Below are 17,332 nucleotides of genomic sequence, written 5' to 3' on the forward strand. Positions count from 1 at the left end.
CGACCGGACCTTGACCTTCGGGGTGCTTCCTGTATTTCTGTAATTACAGAATTTTCAGGAGAGACCGTGATGCTCGTCACGCCGGTCATGGAGCGCTTCATCCTGCATTGGGGCGAGATGGGCACGCGCTGGGGCGTCAACCGCTCGGTCGCGCAGATCCACGCGCTCCTCTACCTGTCGCCGCGCCCGCTGCCGGCGGACGAGATCGTCGAGGCGCTCTCGATCGCGCGCTCCAACGTGTCGAACAGCCTGAAGGAGCTCCTCGCCTATCAGCTCGTCGAGGTGACCCACGTCCTCGGCGACCGGCGCGACTTCTTCAAGGCCGAGACCGACCCCTGGGAGATCATGCTGCGCATCGCCGAGGAGCGGAAGCGGCGCGAGATCGACCCGGCGCTGACCATGCTGCGGGACTGCGTCGCGCAAGCGGGGGAGGGGCGCGGCGACGAGGCCTTCGTGCGCGAGCGCCTCGAAGCCATGCTCGCCTTCCTGGACGAGCTCGACGGCTGGTACGCGCAGGTGCGGCGTCTGCCGCGCTCGACGCTCGCGGCGATCGTCAAGCTCGGCGGGCGGATCGCCGGCCTGGTCCGCCGCTGACGGCCGTCGCCGTCGGCACCAGCGCGACCGAAAGTTTCTGTTTGTTCAGAAAGGATGAAAGATGAGGGTCGCGGTCTTCGGAGCGAACGGCTTCATCGGCGGGGCGATCGTCCGACGCCTCCTCAACGACGGCCACGAGGTCGTCGCCTTCGGCCGCGACGCGGACGCCCTCGCGCGCCTGCCGGACGTTCCCGGCCTGTCGCGCGTGGCCGGCGATCCGGCCGGCTGGGCCGAGCGGCTCGCCGGCGTCGCGGCCATGGTGATCGCGGTGGGCGCCATGGCGGGCGCCGACATGGAAGCGGCCAACGCGCCGCTGCTCGCCCGCCTCGTGCCCGCGGCGCGGCGCGCCGGCATCGGGCGGGCGGTGCTGGTCTCCGCGATCGGCGCGAGCGCCGAGGCTTCGACCCGCTTCCTGCGCGCCAAGGCGGAGGGAGAGGCCGTGTTTCTCGACGCGCGGCCTCCCGGCTGGACGGTGCTGCGGCCCTCGCTCGTCTACGGACCGGGCGGCACGAGCATGGCTCTTCTCGCGGCGCTCGCGGCCCTGCCGCTGCGCCCGGCCCTGCCGGACGGGCCGGTGCGCCCGATCGCGGTGGACGACCTCGCCGCCGCCGTCGTCCGCTTGGCTGAACGCGGCGGCCCCTTGCCGCCCACGCTCGACGCGGTCGGGCCCGAGCGCATGACGCTCGGCGCCTATGCCGACGGGATCGGGGCTTGGCTCGGCAGCCGGTCACGCCGCCTGCCGGCGCCGCCGAGGGCCGTTCTCGACGCCGCCGCTCGGGTCGCCGGTCCCTTGCGCCTGCCGCTCCTGTCCCGCGACGCGCTCGCCATGGCGCGGATGGGCGCGGACGGCGATCCCGCCCCGCTGGCGGACCTCACGGGCCTCGCGCCGGCGCCGCTCGCGCTCGGCCTCGCGCGCTATCCTGCCACCTCGGCCGATCGGCTGGCGGCCCGGCTCGGACCCTGGCCGACCCTGCTGCGCCTGTCGCTGGTGATCGTCTGGCTGGGCTCGGGCCTCGCCCCGCTCGCCGATGTCGAGGCGGGCCTCGCGCTTCTCGGCCCGGCCGGCGTTCCGCCGCCGCTCGCGATGCTCTCGATCGTCGGGGGCGGCGTGCTCGACCTGGTTCTCGGCGCCGCACTTCTCGCCGGCCGGCACGTCGCGGCGGTCTGCCTCGCGCAGGCCGCGACGATCCTCGCCTACACGCTGATCGGCACGCTTCTCGTGCCGGCGCTCTGGCTCGATCCGCTCGGCCCCCTCCTGAAGAACGCGCCGATCCTCGCCGCGACGCTCCTCCTCGCCGCCCTCGCCAGAAGGTGAACCCCATGGAAACCTATTATCTCTGGATCAAGCTCGCCCACATCCTCGGCGCCGTGGTGATCCTGGGCACCGGCATCGGCACCGCCTTCCAGATGCTGGCGGCCTATCGCAGCCGCAACGTGCCGGGCATCGCCCTCGTCGCCCGCAACGTCGTCAAGGCCGACTGGCTCTTCACGACGCCGGCCGTGATCCTCCAGCCCCTCACCGGCACGCTTCTCGCCGTGATCCTCGGCTACTCGCTGGCCGACCGCTGGCTTCTCGGCTCGGTGCTGCTCTACGCTCTGGCCGGCGCGGCCTGGCTGCCCGTCGTGGTGCTGCAGCTTCGCATGCGCGACCTCGCCGTTCGCGCGGCCGCCGCGAACGAGCCGCTGCCGCCCGCCTATTTCAGCCTCTTCCGCTGGTGGTTCGCCCTCGGCTGGCCCGGCTTCGGCGCCGTCCTCGCGATCTTCCACCTGATGGTGGCCAAGCCCGACCTCTAGTCCGCGCAGGCCGAGGCGGAGGCCCGCCGCCAGGCGCTCGGCGTCGTGCCGGTGACGCGCTGGAACTCGCGGTTGAAGTTCGACTTCGTCTGGAAGCCCGCCTCGAACAGGATGCGGGTGACGGGCTCTTGCGTGTGCGCCAGCAGCCGGCAGGCCTCCGCGACGCGCTGGTTGTTGACGTATTGCGAGACCGACAGGCCCGTCGTCCGGTTGATCGCCCGCGACACGGCCCGGGCCGGCCGGCCGAGGCGGCGCGCGAGGCGGTCGAGGTTGAGGTCGACGTCGCGGTAGAGGTGCCGCTCGGCCATCAGCGCCTCGACCGCCTTCGCGATCGCCGCGAGGTCGGCATCGTCCTCGATCCCCTCCGCCGGTACCCGCGCCGGCGGCGGATCGGCCGGGGAGGCGGCGCCCGGCGCCTGCGCGGCCGGCGCGACGACGGACTCGCCGGCCGTCCAGGCCGCCCAGCCGAGCGCCAGGATCGCCAGCATGTTGCCCCCGGAGACCAGCGCGGCGGCGTGGCGGCCGCCGCTCCAGGCCGTGTCCAGCCCGATCGCGAGGTCGACCGCCCCGGAGGAAACGAGCGCAACGCCCGTCGCCACGAGCGAGCGGTGTGAGCCGAGCGCCGCCTCGATGCGCGAGGCGCCGAGCCCGTCGGTGCCCTGCCGCGCCTGCCACAGGAGGGCCGCCCCGTAGCCGATGAAGAGGGCGATGATCAGGGCGTCGAGCGGATCCGGCCAGACAACGAGGAGGAGGACGGCGAGGAGCGGTCCCGCGGCGTGCGCGACGGGCGGCACGCCCCGCCCCGCCGCCGCGCTGCCCGCCAGCCCCTGGAAGGCGAGCCAGGACAGCGGCGGCAGCGCGACCGCCAGCATCGCCTGGATCGGCACGAGACCCCGCATGTCGTAGCCCCAGCGCAGGCCGACGAGCACGGACTGGATCGCATAGGCGGCGACGAGCAGGAGAAACAGGCCTTCCTCGCGCCAGGCCTCCTCGCGCGAGCGGATGGTGCGCAGGAGAAGAAGGCCGAGAAGGCCGGACACGATGAAGGGAAGGGGAACGAACAGCATCGCCTGGCGGACTGGTGGACGGATCGGCGACATGGGTTCTGACCGGGATCGCGGTCGCGGTCGACCTTCATCGCGATCGAGGACGCCTCGGGGCCACAAGACGGCGAGGGTTCGAGGGCCAAGGGCGCTTCCATGCCGCGCCCGCCCAATCGAAAGGCCCCTCCGATGCTCGCCGCCAGCCCGTTCCGTATCCTGCTCCTCGCCTCGGCCGCCGTCGCGGTTCTGGCGACGCTGCCCGCCGCTTCCGGCGGCGAGGCGCCGATCGATCTCGCCGGCGTCACCGCCGTGCGGATCACCGGCGAGTCCAGCGAGGTCCGCTTGTCCGCGGGAGCGGCGGCGCCGCCGCGCGCCACGTTTGGTTCGCGCCGCACCGGCTGGTTCGCCCGCTGGTCCTCGTCCTGGGTGGGCAGCGCGTGCCCCGACCGCGCCTCGGCCCGCATCGAGGGTGAAACGCTGATCGTCGACGTCGGGGCGGCCGGCTGGCTCGACCTGTCGGACTGCGTCGCCGAGATCGATGCGAGCCTGCCGGCCGGCGCGAGCGTCGTTCTCGACCAGCCGGCCGCGTCCCTCAACCTCGACGGCGACTTCGGCGACGTGACGGTGCGCGCCCGCGCCGCCGACCTGTCGCTCGACGGCCATGCCGCCACCATCGCGGTGGAGAGCGATGCGGCCCGCACGCGGATCGCCTTCGCGCGGGTGGAGGGCACCGAGGACGTCCGGTTGACGGGCAAGGCCATGGACGCGCAGCTGAGCTTTCCCGCCGGCGTGCCCGTCAGCTGGCGCGTGACCGCCGCGGCGTCCTTCGTCGACGGCCGCATCCCGAACACGCCGGGCGCCAGGCCGCAGGTCGCCATCGACGGCGAATTCGTCCGCGCGACGATCCGCTAAGGGCATCAGGGCGAGGCCCGAACGAAAAAGGGGCGGAGCACCCTTCGGCGCTCCGCCCCTTTCCGATCAGGCGATCGATCGCGTCCTCAGGCCGCCTTGCGGCTCTTCTCGAAGCGCTTGCGCTCGTGCGGGTCGAGGTAGAGCTTGCGCAGGCGGATCGACTTCGGCGTGACCTCGACGAGCTCGTCGTCCTGGATCCAGGAGAGGGCGCGGTCGAGCGTCATGCGGATCGGCGGGGTGAGCTTCACCGCCTCGTCCTTGCCGGCGGCACGGATGTTGGTGAGCTGCTTGCCCTTGAGGACGTTGACCTCGAGGTCGTTGTCCCGCTGGTGGATGCCGATGATCATGCCCTCGTAGACCTTGACGCCCGGGTCGATGACCATGGGGCCGCGGTCCTCGAGGTTGAACAGCGCATAGGCCACGGCCTCGCCCGCCGCGTTGGCGATGAGGACGCCGTTCACGCGGCCCGTCAGCTCGCCCTTGAAGGGGGCGTAGGCGTGGAACAGGCGGTTCATGATCGCCGTGCCGCGCGTGTCGGTCAGCAGTTCGGACTGATAACCGATGAGGCCGCGGGTCGGCGCGTGGAAGACGAGGCGCTGGCGACCGCCGCCCGAGGGGCGGAGCTCCTTCATCTCGGCTTTGCGCTCGCTCATCTTCTGGACGACGATGCCGGAATGCTCCTCGTCGACGTCGATCACGACCTCTTCGATCGGCTCCAGCGTGTCGCCGGTCGCCTCGTCCTTCTTCATGACGACGCGCGGGCGCGACACGCCGATCTCGAAGCCTTCGCGGCGCATGGTCTCGATGAGGACGGCGAGCTGCAGTTCGCCGCGGCCGGAGACGAAGAAGGAGTCCTTGTCCTCGGCTTCCTCGATCTTCAGCGCGACGTTGCCCTCGGCCTCCTTCAGGAGGCGATCGCGGATGACGCGGCTCGTCACCTTGTCGCCCTCGGTGCCGGCGAGCGGGCTGTCGTTGACGATGAAGCTCATCGTCACCGTCGGCGGGTCGATCGGCTGGGCAGCGAGCGGCTGCGTCACGGAGGGGTCGCAGAAGGTGTCGGCGACGGTGCCCTTGGACAGGCCGGCGATCGCGACGATGTCACCGGCTTCCGCGTAGTCGATCGGCGTGCGCTCCAGACCCCGGAAGGCGAGGATCTTGGAGATGCGGCCGGTCTCGATCTGGGTGCCGTCGCCCGACAGCACCTTGACCGCCTGGTTCGGCTTGATCGAGCCGGACTGGACGCGGCCGGTGATGATGCGGCCGAGGAAGGGGTTGGCCTCGAGGATCGTGCCGATCATGCGGAACGGCTCGTCGGCGCTGCCGGTCGCCGGCTCCGGCACGTGGTCGAGAATGAGGTCGAAGAGCGGCGTGAGACCGTCGGTCTGCGGGCCCTCAGGCGCCTTGGCCATCCAGCCGCCGCGGCCCGAGCCGTAGAGAACCGGGAAGTCGAGCTGCTCCTCGGTCGCGTCGAGATTGACGAAGAGGTCGAAGATCTCGTTCAGCACTTCCTGGTGCCGCTCGTCCGGACGGTCGATCTTGTTGATCGCGACGATCGGCTTCAGGCCGACCTTCAGGGCCTTGGACAGCACGAACTTCGTCTGCGGCATCGGCCCTTCGGAGGCGTCGACGAGGATCACCGCGCCGTCCACCATGTTGAGGATGCGCTCCACCTCGCCGCCGAAATCGGCGTGTCCGGGGGTGTCGACGATGTTGATGCGGGTGTCCTTCCAATCGACCGAGGTCGCCTTGGCCAGGATCGTGATGCCGCGCTCTTTTTCCAGGTCGTTGGAGTCCATGGCGCGCTCCTCGACGCGCTGGTTCTCGCGAACCGAGCCCGACTGCGCGAGCAGCTTGTCGACGAGGGTCGTCTTGCCATGGTCGACATGCGCGATGATCGCGATGTTGCGAAGCTTCATGAATCACCGATCTTGGAGCACGAAAACGCCGGCCAGGACATGAACTGTCATCTGCCGGCGGAAGTGGCCGCGTCTTAACACGATCTTCGCATATGCGAAAGGGGCGCGATGTCAACGGCATCGCGTCTACCCGGCGGCTGGTCCTTATTTGATGTCGCGGGTGCGCCGCGTCAAGCGGCCGGGCGGGCGATTTCGCGCCGCGCCCGGCCGGTTTCTCAGGTCGCGAAGCCCCGCTTGCGCAGCAGCGCCGCCGTCGAGGGCATGCGGCCGCGGAAGGCGGTGTAGAGCTCGGCGGCGTCGCGGCTGTTGCCGGCGGCGTAGATGTTGGCGAGGAGCTTGTCCGCGGTCGCCCGGTCGAACGGGTCGCCGGCCTCGCGGAAGGCCTCGAAGGCGTCGGCGTCGAGCACCTCCGACCAGAGGTAGGAGTAGTAGCCGGCCGAATAGCCTTCCCCGGAGAAGACGTGCGCGAAGTGCGGCGAGCGGTGGCGCATGACGATCTCGCGCGGCATGCCGATGCGCGCGAGCTCCTCCGCCTCGGCGCGGCCCACGTCCGCGGCCGGCTCGGCACCCTCGTGAAGCGCGAGGTCGACGAGGGCGGAGGCCGTGTACTCCACCGTGTCGAAGCCGGCGTCGAAGGTGCGGGTGAGGTTGAGCTTCTCCGTCAGCTCGGCCGGCAGCGGCTCGCCCGTCCGCGCGTGCAGCGCGTGGCGCGACAGCACCTCGGGCACCGTCAGCCAGTGCTCGTAGAGCTGCGAGGGCAGTTCCACGAAGTCGCGCGACACCGCCGTGCCCGACAGCGAAGGCCAGGTGACGTCCGACAGGAGCCCGTGCAGCGCGTGGCCGAACTCGTGGAACAGCGTGCGCGCGTCGTCGATCGACAGGAGCGCGGGCGAGCCGGCCGCGGGCTTGGCGAAGTTGCAGACGTTGTAGATGATCGGCGTCTCGCCGCGCATCCGGTTCTGCGGGCGCAGGCTGCTCATCCAGGCGCCGGAGCGCTTGGAGGGGCGGGCGAAGTAGTCGCCGAGGAAGAGGCCGCGGGTCTCGCCGTCGGCGCCCCGCACGCGCCAGGCGCGCACGTCCTCGTGCCAGAGCGGCGCGTCGAAGACCTCCTCGAAGGTGAGGCCGAAGAGCCGGCCGGCGACGTCGAAGGCCGCCTCGATCATCCGGTCGAGGACGAGGTAGCTCTTGAGCTCCGACTCGTCCATGTCGAACTCGGCCCGGCGCCGCTTCTCGGCGAGGAAGCGCCAGTCGTGCGGCTCGACGGCGCCGTTGTGCCCCTCCGCCCGCGCCAAGGCTCCGAGCGCTTCCGCGTCGCGCGCGGCGCGCGCCTTGGCTTCCGCCCAGACCTCTTCGAGAAGGCCGCGCACGCTCGACGGCGTCTTGGCCATGGTGTCGTCGAGCTTGAAGGCGGCGTAGCTGTCGAAGCCGAGGAGCCGCGCCTTCTCGGCCCTGAGCTTCAGGATCTCGGCCATGATCGGCCGGTTGTCGGTCTCGCCCTCGTTCTCGCCGCGCTTGGTCCAGGCGGCGAAGGCCGTCTCGCGAAGGTCGCGCCGGGTGGAATAGGTCAGGAAGGGCACGACGTGCGAACGGGCGAGGGTGAGGACGTGGCCGGTTCGGCCGCGGGCCTCGGCGGCCGCCGCGAGCGTCGAGACGAGATCGTCCGGCAGCCCGGCGAGATCGTCGCTCGACAGCGGCAGCTCCCAGGCGCTCTCGTCGGCGAGAAGGTTCTGCGAGAAGCGCGTGCCGAGAACGGACAGCTCGGCGTTGATCGCCGCGAGCCGGTCCCTGGCCTCGCCTTCGAGCCGGGCTCCCGAGCGAACGAAGCCGGAATGGGTGCGCTCCAGGAGCCGCAGGTCCTCCGGCGAGAGGCCGAGCGCCTCGCGGCGCGCGAAGAGGTCGTCGATCCGCGCGAACAGGGCCGGGTTCATCGAGATGGCCGAGCCATGGCGCGAGAGCTTGGGCGCGACCTCGCGCTCCACCGCCTGAAGTGCGGGATTGGTGTGGGCTCCGGCGAGGACGCCGAAAGTACGCGCCACCTGCCCAAGCCGCTCGCCCGAGCGCTCCAGCGCCGCCAGCGTGTTGTCGAAGCTCGGCGGCTCCGCCGCGCCGGCGATGGCGTCGATCTCGGCGCGATGCGCGGCCATGGCCGAATCGAAGGCGGGCTCGAAATCGCCGGCCGTCAGGCGCGGGAAATCGGGAAGGTGATGCGGTGGGACGGAAGAGAAGGAATCGATCATCACTTTACCAGAAGTTTTGCGAAAATTTCTGACAGAATCCCGCAGAGAAAAGGTTTTCGACAGCGCCTTCGCTAGCGGATTTCGCGTGCAGTGCGGTAGATAGCCAACTATGCGGAGCTTACAAATCTGCACCTTTCGGTTGTGGTGAGTTGCTCCTTGTGATAGGGTGGAAACCTGTTCAGCGACAGGTTTCGGCCAAGCAGCGATATGTGATTCGACCGCAGGCGGGATGCAGACGATGCCCATGACGTCGGGAAATTCATTCGGCTTCCTTTTGGCCGACAATGCTCGACTGTTTCGTCAGGCGCTCGAGAAGTCCATCACCGAAGCGGGGCTCGGCCTGACGGCCGGCGAGATCCGCGCCTTGTCCCACGTGGCCCGCCACGACGGCTCGCGCCAGGCCGTTCTGGCCGACCGCATGGGCGTGGAGCCGATGACGCTGTCCGCCTATCTCGACCGCCTCGAGGCCCGCAAGCTCATCACCCGCACGGTCGATCCCACGGATCGCCGCGCCAAAGTCATCCACGTCACCGAGAAGGCGGCCGCGGTGTTCGCCGAGCTCCGCCCCGTCGTGGAGAAGACGATGGCCCGCGCGACCCAAGGGGTGCCGGCCGCCGATCTCAAGCGGCTCGACGAGATCATGATGCTCATCCGCGCGAACCTGACGTCGGATCCGGCTCTCCTCTACGACAAGGTCTGATCGCGGGGGCGACGCGTCACTCGGCGGCCGCCGCGGCCGCGGTCCCGCTCGCCCCCAGGTCGCGCATGGCCTGCGCGGCGATCGAGAAGGAGTGCATCCGAGCCGCGTGGTCGTGGATCTGCCCGGTCAGGATCACCTCCTGCGGCCGGTAGGTTTCGATGAAGCCGGACAGGCCCGCCGCCACCGCAGGCGGGGCGCCCACCACCGAGCAGCGCAGCGCCTGGCGCGCCATGGCGAGGCTGGCGGGATCGAGCACCGCTTCGACGTCGTCCACCGGGCGGGGCAGGGGGCCGGGTCGCCCGGTCCGCAGGTTGGCGAAGGCCTGGATCATCGAGGTCTGGAGGCGCGCGGCCTCCGCATCCGTGTCGGCCGCGAAGACGTTCAGCGCCAGGATGAAATAGGGCTCGGGCCAGCGCTCGCTCGGCCGGAAGCTGTCGCGGTAGACCGCCACCGCATCGTCGAGCGCCGCCGGCGCGAAGTGGGAGGCGAAGGCGTAGGGCAGGCCCAGATAAGCCGCGAGCTGCGCGCCGTAGAGCGAGGAGCCGAGGATGAAGACCGGCACCTGCGTGCCCACGCCCGGCACCGCACGCACCCGCGCCGGCGGCTCGCCCGGTTCTTCGCGGGCGAAGTATCCGATCAGTTCGACGACGTCCTGGGGAAAGCGGTCGCCGCCTTCGAGGTTGCGGCGCAATGCGCGCGCCGTTTCCATGTCGGTGCCCGGGGCACGCCCGAGGCCGAGGTCGATGCGGTCGGGATAAAGCGTCGCCAGGGTGCCGAACTGCTCGGCGACGACGAGGGGCGCGTGGTTCGGCAGCATGATGCCGCCCGCCCCGACGCGGATCGTCCTGGTGCGGCCCGCGACGAAGCCGATGGCCACGGCCGTCGCGGCGCTGGCGATGCCGGTCATGTTGTGGTGCTCGGCGAGCCAGAAGCGCTTGTAGCCGAGCGCTTCGGCGTGTGCCGCGAGGTCGGCCGAGTTCTGCAGGGCCTGCGCTGCCGTCGAGCCTTCGGGGATCGGTGACAGGTCGAGGATCGAGTAAGGGGTCATGTGCGCGAAAGCCTTCTTCTCCCCGAGAGATGGGGAGGACGGGCCGCCATGTGAAGCGCGAGGACGCGAAGCGCGAGCATGTGAAGCGCGAGACCCGTGTCGGCGCGGCGTGGCCGGGAGCAAGCCCTGCGCGCACGGGCTCGCGCTTCCACCATCTGCTCGCATCCCCGGATGCGCCGCGCCACCGGCATCTGCCGGTGACGTCGAACCTTCCCCAGCGTCATGATGAAGATCCCCGCGGCTTCGCGCCGCCTTCCGGACATGCCGCGATTCCGATGCCCGATCCCGTTCCCACCGCGCCGCTTCTCGCCTTCGCCACCACCTACATGATGCTCGCGGCCCTGCCGGGGCCCAACTTCCTCGTCGTGGCGCAGGCGAGCCTGTCGCCCCGGCCGCGAGCCGGGATCCTGGCGGCGGCCGGCATCGCCACGGGGGCCGGGCTCCTGGCGCTCCTGACGCTGTCCCTCGCCAGCCGCCTCGGGCCCGATCCCGCCATGGCACTGGCCGCGCAGGCGGGCTTTGCCGGCCTCCTGCTCCTCGTCGGCGGCCGGGCGCTGATGCGCCTCGCGCGCCCCGCATCGTCCGCAGCCTCGCCGCGGGCGCCAACCGCGGCAAGGCGGGGCGTCTTTGTTCTCGCCTTCGCCACCGCGGCGGCCAATCCCGTGAGCGCCGCCTTCTTCGGCTCCTATCTCGTCGCCAGCCGCTCGGGCAGCGATGCGGGGCTGAGCGCGCCGGCCGCGGCCGGCACGGTGTTTCTCGTGGCGGCGCTCTGGTTCGGCGCGCTCGCATGGGCCTTGTCGGCGGGACCGTTCCGCTCGTTTCTCGGCCGCTACCGCGATGTCCTCGACGCGGCGATCGCCCTCGGTCTGCTGATGGCCGGAACGGCGATGCTTGTTCGGCTGCTAACGGCAACCTGAGGGCGGAGCGGCAGGGCCGGCTCAATCTTTGTTTGACATCGTTCTTCCCTTGGGGAAGGTTGATGGCGAGGGAAACGGGCGCCCGGCGCCCCGACAGCGGCGAGCGGCGGCATGGTGGCGAACCTCGACGCGGACGCGATGTCCGACACCATCGGCACGATCTATGCCGCGGCGCGCGAGCCCACGCTCTGGCCGCAGGCGATCGAGCGCCTGCGCGTCCAGTTCGACGGCTCGCGGGCCTGCATCCTGCGCACCGGCTTCGATCCCCACACCCTCCACAGCTTCGTGTCGCCCGGCGAATTCGACCGGATCGCGATGGCGCTCGAGGATCTCTTCGACTCCTACCGCGTCCTGGAAAGCCGCATGACGGTGGTCCCGCTCGGCCTCGTCTACAGCGACATGGCGCTGCACGGCCCGGAAACGCTGCGCGCCTCGCGCTTCTGGAAGGAGTGGATGGCGCCGCGGGACATGTATGGCGGACTCTGCTGCCGGCTGGTGGCGCGCGGAAACTGCAGCTGGATCTTCGACGTCCAGCGCGGGCTCCGCCAGGATCCGTTCGACCGGACCGAGACGAGGCTCGTCGGCCTCCTCGCACCCCATCTCGTCCGCGCGATGGAGATGTCCGACGCCCTCGCCGCCGGCCGGGCGGCGGGGCAGACGCTGGACGCGCTGGACGTCGGTCTCCTCACCGTGGAGGCCGACCTGTCGATCCGCAGCGCGAACCGCGCTGCCGAGGCGCTGCTCGCAGAGCCCGGCTCGCCGCTGCTTCGCCGCGCCAACCGCCTCGCCGCCGGGGCCGGCCGTACCGACGGGCGTGCCGCCGAAGCGCTGCGCCGGGCCGTCGCCGAGGCCTGTCCGGGACGCGGCGGTCCCCTGCCGGGGCCGGGGCACGACATCGTCTTCGAGGGCGCCGGGGGCGCGGAGGGCGCGCTGGTCGTGTCCGTCGCGCCGCTCGGCAGCCTCGACGGGGAGGGGCGGTCCTTCGAGCGCCTCGCGCTCCTCGCCCTTCGGCGCGCGTCCCAGGCGCCGGCCGCCGGCTTCGAGGCCCAGATGCGGCTCGCCTTCGACCTGTCGCCGAAGGAAGCCTGGCTGATGACGCGGCTCGCCGCCGGCCTGTCCCTCAAGGACATCGCCGAGGAGGGCGGCATCGCGCTGTCCACCGTGCGCTCCTATCTCGAGGCCGTCTTCGTCAAGACGAACACCCGCCGCCAGGGCCAGCTCGTGTCGCTCGCCAAGAGCCTCGAGCCCGCATGGGGGCGCTTCACCGGCGGACAGAGCTGAGCCGGCGAGCTGGCCAAGCCGAATGTAATGATATAACAGAACATCTCCGAACAAGCCGGAGATGACGAATGACGATCCTGCAACTTATGACGGCCGCGCTCTGCGCCGCCGCCGGGCTCGCGCCGGGCGCGGCGCTCGCGCAGGCGGCCCCACACGCCCAGGCCGACGGCCAGGCCCGGGCGGAACTCGGCACGCATTACCGCCTCTTCGTCGGCGATCACGGGGCGGGGGTCGTGCGCGCCCTCGATCTCGCGAACGGCGCGAGCGCCGGCACCTTCGCGCTCGACCAGAGCCCGGCGCTGACGCGTAGCGCGAGCGGGCGCACGGTCTTCGCAGTGCAGGGCGAGGCCGGCAAGGTCGCGGTGATCGCGACGGGCGTGTCCTTCGAGGACCACGGCGACCACGGCGACCTCCACGTGGCGGCGCCCGAGCTCCTGCCCGTCACGATCGAGGGCGCCAAGCCGGCGCACGTCGTCGAAGACTCGGGCCGGATCGCGCTCTTCGACGACGGCACGGGCGCGGTGTCGCTGTTTGCGGAAAGCGCCGTCCTGGACAAGGGCGCGTCCTTCGAGCCGCGCGTCCTCCAGCCGGGCGCCGCCCATCACGGTCTCGCCGCGCCGATGGGGGACTTCCTCGTCGTGTCCGTGCCGGGCGCGACGCCCGACGACCCGCGCCTCGGCCTGAAGGTGCTGGACAAGGAGGGTGAGACGGTCGGCGCGGTGGTGGACTGCCCCGGCGTCCACGGCCAGGCCCAGTCGGCCCGCACCTTCGCCTTCGGCTGCAAGGACGGCATCGTCGTGGCGACGCCCGGCGGTGCCGGCGAGCCGCCCAGGCTCGAGCACGTCTCGACGGCGGCGCTGGGCGAGGGCAACGTGTCGACGCTCAAGGGCGGCACGACCATGCAGTTCTTTCTGGGCAATTACGGGCCGCAGGCCGTCGTGATCATCGAGCCCGGCGCCGCGGAGCCTTTCCGCAAGGTCGAGCTGCCGACGCGCCGCGTCGACTTCGCGCTCGATCCCGCCGAGGCGCGTAACGCCTACATCCTCACCGAGGACGGTCGGCTCCACCGCCTGGACGTGGTGACCGGCCGGATCGAGCAGAGCGTCGCGCTGACCGAGCCCTATTCCATGGACGGGCATTGGCGCGACCCGCGCCCGCGCCTCGCGGTGGCGGGCGACCACCTCGCCGTCACCGATCCGTCGAAGGGCCTCGTGCGGATCGTCTCCACCGACAGGCTGGCCCAGGAGCGCACCATCCCCGTGGAGGGCGTGCCCTACACGATCGTCGCGGTGGGCGGCTCGGGCGCCGTCCACTGACGCAAGCACCGAAGGGGGCGGGCCGCGAAGGCCGCCCCCTTCTTCGCGTCCTCAGATGCCGCCGTCGCGCTTGGCGAGCGTGCGCAGCCGCAGGGCGTTGAGGCGGATGAAGCCCGCCGCGTCCTTCTGGTCGTAGGCGCCGTGGTCGTCCTCGAAGGTGACGAGCGCGTCCGAATAGAGCGACTTCGGCGAGGAGCGGCCGATCACCGTGACGTTGCCCTTGTAGAGCTTGAGGCGCACCTCGCCCTCGACGTGCTCCTGGCTCTTGTCGATGAGGGCCTGCAGCATCAGGCGCTCGGGCGAGAACCAGAAGCCGTTGTAGATCAGCGCCGCGTAGCGCGGCATCAGGTCGTCCTTGAGGTGCATCGCGCCGCGGTCGAGCGTGATCGATTCGATCGCGCGGTGCGCCGCGATCAGGATCGTGCCGCCCGGCGTCTCGTAGATGCCGCGCGACTTCATGCCGACGAAGCGGTTCTCGACGAGATCGAGGCGGCCGATGCCGTTGTCGCGGCCGAGATCGTTCAGCGCCGCCAGGAGCTCGTGGGGCGCGAGGCGCTTGCCGTCGACCGAGACGGGATCGCCCTTGGCGAAGCCGATCGTGATCTCGGTCGCGCGGTCGGGTGCCTCCTCGGGCGCGATCGTGCGCTGGAAGACGTAAGGGGGCGGCGCCTCGGCCGGGTCCTCCAGCACCTTGCCTTCGGAGGAGGAGTGCAGGAGGTTCGCGTCGACGGAGAAGGGCGCCTCGCCGCGCTTGTCCTTGGCGACCGGGATCTGGTTCTTCTCGGCGAAGTCGAGGAGGTCGGTGCGGCTCTTGAAGGTCCATTCGCGCCAGGGCGCGATGATCTTGATGTCCGGGTTCAGCGCGTAGGCCGAGAGCTCGAAGCGGACCTGGTCGTTGCCCTTGCCCGTCGCGCCGTGGGCGATGGCGTCGGCGCCGGTCTCGGCGGCGATCTCGACGAGGCGCTTGGAGATCAGCGGCCGGGCGATGGAGGTGCCGAGGAGATAGGTGCCCTCGTAGAGCGCGTTCGCCCGGAACATCGGGAACACGAAGTCGCGGCAGAACTCCTCGCGCACGTCCTCGATGAAGATTTCCTTGATGCCGAGCATCTCGGCCTTCTTCCGGGCCGGCTCCAGCTCCTCGCCCTGGCCGAGGTCGGCGGTGAAGGTCACGACCTCCGCGCCGAGCTCCGTCTGGAGCCATTTCAGGATGATCGAGGTGTCGAGCCCGCCGGAATAGGCGAGAACGACCTTCTTCACGTCGCGGCGGCTGACCATGGCTGTCGGATCCCGGATCGTCATGTCGAAAAATTAAGGTGCCGCGGATGTGGCCGAGAATGCCGCGCGACGCAAGGGTTGCCGGCTGCCGGCCACCCGCCGAGGGGCGCGCGGGTCTCCGCCGCACAACCGGGAAGGGCGTCGTTGGCTGGAACATCACGTTTGCCGCCTCGTTAACCCTGCCGAAGCCCGCCGACACCACGCGGCATGAACGTGGGGCGGGCGCCAACGGGAGAGTTCCATGAGCGATTACAGGAATCAGGGCGGCTACGGCCGCGACCGCTTCCGCGACGAGAACGAGCGCGACGACCGCTTCGGCCGGACCGACGAGCGCACCGCGCGCCGCGGCGGCTTCAACGACGAGGACCGCTTCCGCAGCGAATCCTTCTCCTCCGGTCGCGAGTCCGACTGGCGCTATGGCGGCCGCGACGACGAGCGTCGCGACAGCGGCTACGGGCGCGGCGACTACGGCTATGGCCGCGGCGAATCCGGCTACGGGCGCGGCTCCTCGGGCGATTACCTGTCCAACGCCGCCCACGGCTACGGCCGCTCGTCCTATGGCGGTGTCGACTTCGACCGCTCCGAGCGCAGCTCCGGCTTCGGCAGCTCGCGCGGCGATTACGGCTCCGGCCGTGAATACGGTTCCGACCGCGACTACGGCCGCAGCGACTACGGCCGCAGCGACGCCGGTTCCGGCTACGGCGCAGACCGGTATCGGGAAGCCTTCGGGCGCGGCAGCGACTACCGTGATCGCGACCGCGATGGGCGCGGCGGCTTCGGCTACGGCTCCGACACCAACCGGCCGGGCGAGCGCTCCTTCTTCGAGCGGGCCGGCGACGAGATCTCGTCCTGGTTCGGCGACCACGACGCCGAGCGCCGCCGCGAAGCGGATCGCCAGTACGGCGGTCGCGGCCCGAAGAACTACACGCGCTCCGACGAGCGCATCCGCGACGACATCAACGACCGGCTGACCGACGACCACTACCTCGACGCCTCCGACATCGACGTGAGCGTGAAGGACCGCGAGGTCACGCTGACCGGCCACGTGCCGAGCCGCGACCAGAAGCGCCGCGCCGAGGACGTCGCCGAGCGCGTGTCGGGCGTCACCCACGTCCAGAACAACCTGCGCGTCCAGGGCCAAAGCCAGAGCCAGGGCCAGTGGTCCTCGGGCGGCTCGACCGCGGGTTCGACGGGCTTCAACACCTCCACCGCCGGCACGACGTCGTCCACCGGCAGCTACGGCGGCTCGACGAGCGGAACCTCCGGATCGACGCTCTCCGGCGACACGGCCGGCACGTCGAGCACCCTGTCCGGCCGCGGCTCGACCACGACCTGAGACCGGCGACGCCGCATCTTTCGACGGACCCCGGCGCGGCGACGCGCCGGGGATCTTCGCGTCACGACCTGGCCTTGCACCCGTAGCCGGATCGAAACTTCGCCGTGAACCCGCAGGGCGCGAGGACGGTTCGGGAAGCATGGCCGAATCCGATCCTTCCCAAGCCCTCGCCTTTCTCCGCCGCCCCGCCGTTCACCTCTGCATCGACATGCAGCGTATGTTCGGCGAGGACACGGAGTGGAAGACGCCCTGGATGACGCGCGTCCTACCCGTGGTCGAGCGCCTTTGCGCGCATCGTCCGGCGGACACCGTCTTCACCCGCTTCATGCCGCCGGAGCGCCCGGACGCCGCGGAAGGGGCGTGGAGTGCGTATTTCGGGCGATGGCGCGACTTCTGCCGCGACCGCATCGATCCCGGCCTCCTCGACCTGATGCCGCCGCTCCAGCGATTCACCCCGCCGGCCGAAGTGGTCAATAAGCCGGCTTATTCTCCTTTCGAGTCCTCGCCTCTCGACGAGATCCTCAAGCGTCGCGGCGCCGAGACGCTGATCGTCTCGGGGGCGGAGACCGACGTCTGCGTTCTCTCCGCGATCATGTCGGCGATCGATCGGGGCTACTACGTCGTCGTCGCCCGCGACGCGCTCTGCTCGTCGGCCGACGAGACTCACGACGCCCTGATGAAGCTCTACGAAGACCGCTTCGGCCAGCAGCTCGCGCTGACCAACAGCGAGGCGATCCTGGCGATGTGGCGCGACTGACGGGCCGCCCGCCTCCGGCGCGCCGGGCCATCCACCCCCACTTATACACGCCCTCGCCCCCATCACCTACCTTGCCCTCACCGCCGGCCCATTCGGATGGGCGCGAATGATCACCGGGATCGTTCGAGGGGGCCGGCGGGCGAGGTTCGGTGCGGTTCGCTTCTTCCGGAGGAGCGCTCACCCGGGCGGCGCGACGCGCGAGGATC

General features: G+C 70.8%; 15 protein-coding genes. 10 read left to right on the forward strand and 5 right to left on the reverse strand.

Annotated features, from left to right (window positions below; translation table 11 throughout):
- Positions 1-42: 42 nt before the first annotated feature.
- From FZN60_RS07405 to FZN60_RS07415, 3 genes are all read left to right on the forward strand, one after another.
- Entirely contained in the window at positions 43-594 is a 552-nt protein-coding gene (locus FZN60_RS07405; protein WP_422570312.1) for a GbsR/MarR family transcriptional regulator, read from the forward strand.
- A 61-nt stretch (positions 595-655) separates the two neighbouring features.
- A complete protein-coding gene (locus FZN60_RS07410) occupies positions 656-1,909 on the forward strand; it encodes an SDR family oxidoreductase (protein ID WP_158872685.1) in 1,254 nt (417 codons plus the stop codon).
- 5 nt (positions 1,910-1,914) lie between these two features.
- Positions 1,915-2,388 (forward strand): DUF2269 family protein, encoded by a 474-nt coding sequence (locus FZN60_RS07415; protein ID WP_158872687.1) that lies wholly within the window; start codon positions 1,915-1,917, stop codon positions 2,386-2,388.
- Here FZN60_RS07415 and FZN60_RS07420 read toward each other — a convergent pair.
- Positions 2,385-3,488, reverse strand: coding sequence for a helix-turn-helix domain-containing protein (locus tag FZN60_RS07420; protein WP_158872689.1), 1,104 nt, complete (start codon positions 3,486-3,488; stop codon positions 2,385-2,387). The two genes, FZN60_RS07415 and FZN60_RS07420, sit on opposite strands and share 4 nt — an antisense overlap.
- A gap of 132 nt (positions 3,489-3,620) precedes the next feature.
- On the opposite strand from FZN60_RS07420, the gene FZN60_RS07425 reads away from it, so the two are divergent.
- Positions 3,621-4,343 carry a hypothetical protein gene (locus FZN60_RS07425; RefSeq protein ID WP_158872691.1) on the forward strand — a complete coding sequence of 241 codons (723 nt, stop codon included), beginning with the start codon at positions 3,621-3,623 and terminating at the stop codon, positions 4,341-4,343.
- Positions 4,344-4,429: 86 nt separating this feature from the next.
- On the opposite strand, the gene typA is transcribed toward FZN60_RS07425, so the two are convergent.
- Positions 4,430-6,259, reverse strand: a complete 1,830-nt coding sequence (gene typA / locus FZN60_RS07430) for a translational GTPase TypA (RefSeq protein ID WP_158872693.1) — start codon at positions 6,257-6,259, stop codon at positions 4,430-4,432.
- A 215-nt stretch (positions 6,260-6,474) separates the two neighbouring features.
- Positions 6,475-8,496: a M3 family metallopeptidase gene (locus tag FZN60_RS07435; protein ID WP_158872695.1), complete on the reverse strand. Its 2,022-nt coding sequence runs from the start codon at positions 8,494-8,496 to the stop codon at positions 6,475-6,477.
- Positions 8,497-8,734: 238 nt separating this feature from the next.
- Between FZN60_RS07435 and FZN60_RS07440 the strand changes: the two genes are divergently transcribed.
- Positions 8,735-9,196: a MarR family winged helix-turn-helix transcriptional regulator gene (locus FZN60_RS07440; protein WP_158872697.1), complete on the forward strand. Its 462-nt coding sequence runs from the start codon at positions 8,735-8,737 to the stop codon at positions 9,194-9,196.
- A 16-nt stretch (positions 9,197-9,212) separates the two neighbouring features.
- Here FZN60_RS07440 and FZN60_RS07445 read toward each other — a convergent pair whose 3' ends face one another.
- A complete protein-coding gene (locus FZN60_RS07445; protein WP_158872699.1) occupies positions 9,213-10,244 on the reverse strand; it encodes an LLM class flavin-dependent oxidoreductase in 1,032 nt (343 codons plus the stop codon).
- A gap of 275 nt (positions 10,245-10,519) precedes the next feature.
- On the opposite strand from FZN60_RS07445, the gene FZN60_RS07450 reads away from it, so the two are divergent.
- The 3 genes from FZN60_RS07450 (at position 10,520) to FZN60_RS07460 (ending at position 13,758) form a co-directional block, all read left to right on the forward strand.
- Positions 10,520-11,161, forward strand: coding sequence for a LysE family transporter (locus FZN60_RS07450; protein ID WP_158872701.1), 642 nt, complete (start codon positions 10,520-10,522; stop codon positions 11,159-11,161).
- 111 nt (positions 11,162-11,272) lie between these two features.
- Complete coding sequence (locus FZN60_RS07455) at positions 11,273-12,442, forward strand: helix-turn-helix transcriptional regulator (protein WP_158872703.1); 1,170 nt, start codon at positions 11,273-11,275, stop codon at positions 12,440-12,442.
- 68 nt (positions 12,443-12,510) lie between these two features.
- Positions 12,511-13,758: a metallochaperone AztD gene (locus FZN60_RS07460; protein ID WP_158872705.1), complete on the forward strand. Its 1,248-nt coding sequence runs from the start codon at positions 12,511-12,513 to the stop codon at positions 13,756-13,758.
- 51 nt (positions 13,759-13,809) lie between these two features.
- Here the strand turns inward: FZN60_RS07460 and FZN60_RS07465 are convergent, their stop codons facing one another.
- Complete coding sequence (locus tag FZN60_RS07465) at positions 13,810-15,033, reverse strand: argininosuccinate synthase (RefSeq protein ID WP_158872707.1); 1,224 nt, start codon at positions 15,031-15,033, stop codon at positions 13,810-13,812.
- Between the two features lie 241 nt (positions 15,034-15,274).
- On the opposite strand from FZN60_RS07465, the gene FZN60_RS29400 reads away from it, so the two are divergent.
- On the forward strand, positions 15,275-16,369 hold the full coding sequence (locus FZN60_RS29400) for a BON domain-containing protein (protein ID WP_158872709.1): 1,095 nt from the start codon (positions 15,275-15,277) through the stop codon (positions 16,367-16,369).
- Positions 16,370-16,508: 139 nt separating this feature from the next.
- Positions 16,509-17,126, forward strand: a complete 618-nt coding sequence (locus FZN60_RS07475) for a cysteine hydrolase family protein (RefSeq protein WP_158872711.1) — start codon at positions 16,509-16,511, stop codon at positions 17,124-17,126.
- Positions 17,127-17,332 lie beyond the last annotated feature (206 nt).

It is taken from the genome of Antarcticirhabdus aurantiaca (assembly GCF_009765365.1).
Classification (GTDB): Bacteria; Pseudomonadota; Alphaproteobacteria; order Rhizobiales; family Rhizobiaceae; genus Antarcticirhabdus; species Antarcticirhabdus aurantiaca.

What these genes read in the sequence shown, in the direction of transcription:
- FZN60_RS07410 (WP_158872685.1), top strand. Translation starts at nt 656, where the DNA reads ATGAGGGTCGCGGTCTTCGGAGCGAACGGCTTCATCGGCGGGGCGATC.
- FZN60_RS07415 (WP_158872687.1), top strand. Translation starts at nt 1,915, where the DNA reads ATGGAAACCTATTATCTCTGGATCAAGCTCGCCCACATCCTCGGCGCC.
- FZN60_RS07420 (WP_158872689.1), bottom strand. Translation starts at nt 3,488, where the DNA reads ATGTCGCCGATCCGTCCACCAGTCCGCCAGGCGATGCTGTTCGTTCCC.
- FZN60_RS07425 (WP_158872691.1), top strand. Translation starts at nt 3,621, where the DNA reads ATGCTCGCCGCCAGCCCGTTCCGTATCCTGCTCCTCGCCTCGGCCGCC.
- typA (WP_158872693.1), bottom strand. Translation starts at nt 6,259, where the DNA reads ATGAAGCTTCGCAACATCGCGATCATCGCGCATGTCGACCATGGCAAG.
- FZN60_RS07435 (WP_158872695.1), bottom strand. Translation starts at nt 8,496, where the DNA reads ATGATCGATTCCTTCTCTTCCGTCCCACCGCATCACCTTCCCGATTTC.
- FZN60_RS07440 (WP_158872697.1), top strand. Translation starts at nt 8,735, where the DNA reads ATGCCCATGACGTCGGGAAATTCATTCGGCTTCCTTTTGGCCGACAAT.
- FZN60_RS07445 (WP_158872699.1), bottom strand. Translation starts at nt 10,244, where the DNA reads ATGACCCCTTACTCGATCCTCGACCTGTCACCGATCCCCGAAGGCTCG.
- FZN60_RS07450 (WP_158872701.1), top strand. Translation starts at nt 10,520, where the DNA reads ATGCCCGATCCCGTTCCCACCGCGCCGCTTCTCGCCTTCGCCACCACC.
- FZN60_RS07455 (WP_158872703.1), top strand. Translation starts at nt 11,273, where the DNA reads ATGGTGGCGAACCTCGACGCGGACGCGATGTCCGACACCATCGGCACG.
- FZN60_RS07460 (WP_158872705.1), top strand. Translation starts at nt 12,511, where the DNA reads ATGACGATCCTGCAACTTATGACGGCCGCGCTCTGCGCCGCCGCCGGG.
- FZN60_RS07465 (WP_158872707.1), bottom strand. Translation starts at nt 15,033, where the DNA reads ATGGTCAGCCGCCGCGACGTGAAGAAGGTCGTTCTCGCCTATTCCGGC.
- FZN60_RS29400 (WP_158872709.1), top strand. Translation starts at nt 15,275, where the DNA reads ATGAGCGATTACAGGAATCAGGGCGGCTACGGCCGCGACCGCTTCCGC.
- FZN60_RS07475 (WP_158872711.1), top strand. Translation starts at nt 16,509, where the DNA reads ATGGCCGAATCCGATCCTTCCCAAGCCCTCGCCTTTCTCCGCCGCCCC.